This window comes from Streptomyces sp. ActVer (genome assembly GCF_027270795.1).
Classification (GTDB): domain Bacteria; phylum Actinomycetota; class Actinomycetes; order Streptomycetales; family Streptomycetaceae; genus Streptomyces; species Streptomyces umbrinus_A.
Genome location: NZ_JAPWHT010000663.1, coordinates 1 through 3,947, shown reverse-complemented (window position 1 = coordinate 3,947; position 3,947 = coordinate 1). Strand labels below are relative to the sequence as shown.

Below are 3,947 nucleotides of genomic sequence, written 5' to 3'. Positions count from 1 at the left end.
CCCGGCCGAGCGGATCGCTTTCATGTTGGCCGACGCCGTCCCCTCGCTGGCGCTGACCATCACAGAGGTCGCCGGGCGCATATCCACCGGACCCGCGCTGCTGCTGGACGACCCTGCGGTAGTCGCCGAACTAGGCGCCCTGCCGGCCGACGTTCCCGGCGACACGGAGCGGACCCGTCCGCTGCTGCCGCAGCACCCCGCGTACCTGATCTACACCTCCGGCTCGACCGGGCGTCCCAAGGGTGTGGTGATGTCCTGTGGCGCGCTGGTCAACCTGTTGTCCTGGCACGCTTCCGTCATCCCCGCCGAGGCTGACTCGCGGGTTGCTCAGTTCACCGCGATCAGCTTCGATGTCTCGGCCCAGGAAATACTCTCGGCCCTCTTGGACGGCAAGACCCTTGTGGTACCGGACGAAGAGATCAGGCGTGACCCTGAAGAGTTCGTCGCATGGCTGAGGGAGCAAAAGGCCACCGAGCTGTATGCCCCCAACCTGATGGTGGACGCGCTCGGTGAGGCTGTGGCGGAGCACGGCACTGAGCTGCCACGGCTGCGTCATGTTTCCCAGGCCGGCGAGGCCCTTGCGCTCAGTGATCGGGTCCGTGACCTTTGCGGGGCGGTCGGGACGGTGCTGCACAACCACTACGGTCCGACCGAGACACACGTGGTCACCGCCCACACCCTGCCGGCGGACCGGGCGGCATGGCCCGGGGGCACCGCGCCGATCGGCCGTCCGGTGTGGAACACCCGGGTCTACGTCCTGGACCCGGCGCTGCGGCCGATGCCGGTGGGTGTCGCGGGTGAGCTGTACGTCTCCGGCGCCCAACTGGCCCGCGGCTACCACGCCAGGCCGGGACTGACCGCGCAGCGGTTCGTTGCGAGCCCCTTCACCCCGGGTGAGCGGATGTACCGCACCGGCGACCTGGCCCGCTGGAACGCTGAGGGACAACTGGAGTACCTCGGCCGTACGGATGAGCAGGTGAAGGTCCGGGGTTTCCGGATCGAGCTGGGTGAGGTCGAGGCCGCGCTGAGCGCGCATCCGTCCGTGGCCCAGGCGGCGGTGATGGTGCGTGAGGACCACCCCGGGGACAAACGCCTGGTCGGCTATATCGTCCCCGACGGTGGCCACACCAGCGGTGACGGTGGCACCGCCGGGGTTGACCTGGCTGCGCTGCGCGCCCATCTCGGCGCGATGCTGCCGGAGTACATGGTGCCGTCCGCGTGGGTGGTCCTGGAGAGTCTGCCGCTGACGGCGAACGGGAAGCTGGATCGACGGCAACTCTCGGCGCCGGACCATACTTGGTCCACGCCGAGCCGGGAACCCTCATCGGTCCAGGAGGAAATTCTGTGCAGAATTTTCTCCGAAGAACTGAATGTGCCTCACATCGGCGTCGAGGACAACTTCTTCGAACGCGGAGGACATTCACTTCTGGCGGTCAAGCTGGTGAGTCGGATTCGTTCGATCATGGGTGTCGATGTCTCCCTCCATATGCTGATGGAAACACCCAGCGTCGCAGGACTCGCACACCGGCTCAGCCTTCCCGCGACGAATGATTCGCTTCGTATGCTCCTTCCCATCAGGACGCACGGGAGCCGGCCGCCCCTCTTCTGTGTTCATCCGCGATCCGGGCTCAGTTGGTGCTTCGCACCTCTGGCCGGATTCGTACCTCCTGGTATGCCGTTGTACGGCTTGCAGGCGCGGGATGTCGACGGCGCGGGTGAGTTGCCGGGATCCATCCGGGAAATGGCAGAGGAATACGTCAAAGAATTGCGCACCGTGCAGCCGTCCGGTCCGTACCGTCTGCTGGGATGGTCGATGGGAGGCCGTGTGGCGCAGGAGATGGCTGTGCAACTGCAGGAAGACGGCCAGCAAGTGGCACTCATCATCATGGGAGGCTATGCGCCGGCTCCACTGGAGAAGCTCAACGCGGACGAGACCGACCGGGATTCTGTAGGCATTGTCCGTCAAGCGATTCAAGAACGTGATGGCAACGGTCCCGGCGACCATGTGGACGTATCGGAAATAATAGACGAGGCGCCTTCTCTTCGTGATCTCGCCGGACTTCCGGACTACTTCCGCAGTGAGATCTCAGAAGAGGAGGCTGAAGTAAGGGCGAGGATTATTGCGAACAATACCCGTATCTATGTGAAGCATTATCCTCGCAGGTTTCACGGCGATCTCCTCTTCATTTCGTCGGACGAGCTGGAGGATGGTTGGGGTCGTGCCATGTGGCAACCCTACGCTTCCGGTCACATAAGCGAGTCACGGTTGCCTTGTTCTCACGACGATATGGCCAATCCCTCCATGCTCTCTGTGCTTTGGGGCGCAATTGCGGGTTGGCTGTCCACGGCGAAGGACGGATAGTCGTCGACTGAGCTGGTGTAACCCGTTGGCCGCGGTTGGCCACCCCGACATGTCTACCCGTGAATGACAGATAGGACTGAATGATGACGAACCCTTTTGAGGACCAGGACGCCAACTACCTTGTTCTGAAGAACGAGGAGGGGCAGTTCTCGCTTTGGCCCACATTCGTCGACGTGCCTGACGGGTGGGAGTCGGTCTTCGGAGAGGCAGCCCGTCAGGCATGCCTCGACTTCATCGAGCAGACCTGGACCGACATGCGCCCCCAGAGCTTGATAGACGCCATGAACGGCGGCTGAGCGGGGTCGGGGGCTGGCGGCGGCTGATGCTCCGTCTCCCGTCCCCGCCGCTTCACTGGCATAGTCGCGTGATGCTCGGTTCATGCCGATCTGTCGGCACTACGGTGCCCCCGGAACGTGACAGTCTTCCGTGCATGCTTCTGGTCGACGGCTTCGCGACAGCTTGAACCGCGCAGATCGCGTAGGCGCGAGGCCTGCTTGCTACGGCACACGATGTTCTGGCAAGTCTTCGATCGGGTCAGTAAACGGCGTCTTCGAAGTTATGCGGTGCGGAGGTGTCCGGGGGCTCGGCGGGTGGTGACGCAGCGTGCTCGGGGCGTTGGTTGGTCGGGTTGCGGAAGCCATAGGCGGCGCGGCCGGCGAACTTGATCACGCGGTTGATCCCTTCACTTGTGGCGTTGTTGATGCGGGTGTGGACGAAGACTTCGATCTCGGGCCACCAGCGGTCCATGACGAGGGCGAGTTGACGGACCGGTGTAGCCGCCGTCGGCCCACTCCGTGATAGCCGCCTGAAGCGGCCGGTTGCCGTCGGCAGAAGCGTCCGGGCGCCGTCCCGGTCGGTGGTGGACGCCGGTGTGACCAGCACGGTCAGCAGGAGTCCGAGCGTGTCGGTGAGCAGGTGCCGCTTGCGACCGTTGGTCTTCTTGCCCGCGTCGAAGCCGCGTGAGTAGAGGGCGATTGTGGCCTCCGCTTTGACCGACTGGGAGTCCACCACGGCCGCACTCGGCTGCGGTGCACGGCCCTGCGACCGGCGGACCGCTTCCCGTAACCGCTCGTGCAGCTCGGTCACCAGCCCTGTGTCCCGCCAACGGGCGAAGAAGGCGTAGACCCGCGGCCAGGGCGGGAAGTCCGCGGGCATCGCCCGCCACTTGATGCCGTTGTCGAGATGCCGTTGTCGACGAGGGAGCGAACCGCGTCGACTATCTGCCCGGTGGCAGTAGCCCTCCGGACGCCTGCCGCGGCCCGCCCGCCAGCCAGCCCGGAACCGGTAGCAGTTCTCTCATCAGAGCCCATTCGGCATCGCTCATGTCCGAGCCGTACCGGGGCCGGCGAACCGGCCGGTCCACCGCGTTCCCGTGTCTGTGAGCGAGACAGTCACACCCCCGAGTGGGCGAACTGGACCCGGCGACCACGACCACGTGACACACAACAACAAGGCCTCTTGTCTCTCGCTGGACTCGACATCCGCGAGCCACCAAGAGGCCCTTCTTGCGATGGCGTCCCGCCGAGTGGTGTAGCAGATCAAGCTGACGGAATCACCAGGTCGCGGCCCGAATCGCCCTCGTCGG

At 64.9% G+C, this 3,947-nt stretch carries 3 protein-coding genes; 2 read left to right on the top strand and 1 reads right to left on the bottom strand.

Features of this window, described 5'->3' with window-relative positions; genetic code table 11:
* Positions 1 to 2,362: amino acid adenylation domain-containing protein (locus O3Q52_RS50015; RefSeq protein ID WP_269655072.1), on the top strand; the 2,362-nt coding region annotated here is incomplete at its 5' end.
* Between the two features lie 83 nt (positions 2,363 to 2,445).
* The gene (locus O3Q52_RS50010) at positions 2,446 to 2,658 is read left to right on the top strand and encodes an MbtH family protein (RefSeq protein WP_269655071.1); all 213 of its coding nucleotides are present in this window, start codon (positions 2,446 to 2,448) and stop codon (positions 2,656 to 2,658) included.
* Between the two features lie 238 nt (positions 2,659 to 2,896).
* Here O3Q52_RS50010 and O3Q52_RS50005 read toward each other — a convergent pair whose 3' ends face one another.
* On the bottom strand, positions 2,897 to 3,517 hold the full coding sequence (locus O3Q52_RS50005) for a transposase (protein ID WP_269655070.1): 621 nt from the start codon (positions 3,515 to 3,517) through the stop codon (positions 2,897 to 2,899).
* Between the last annotated feature and the right edge of the window lie 430 nt (positions 3,518 to 3,947).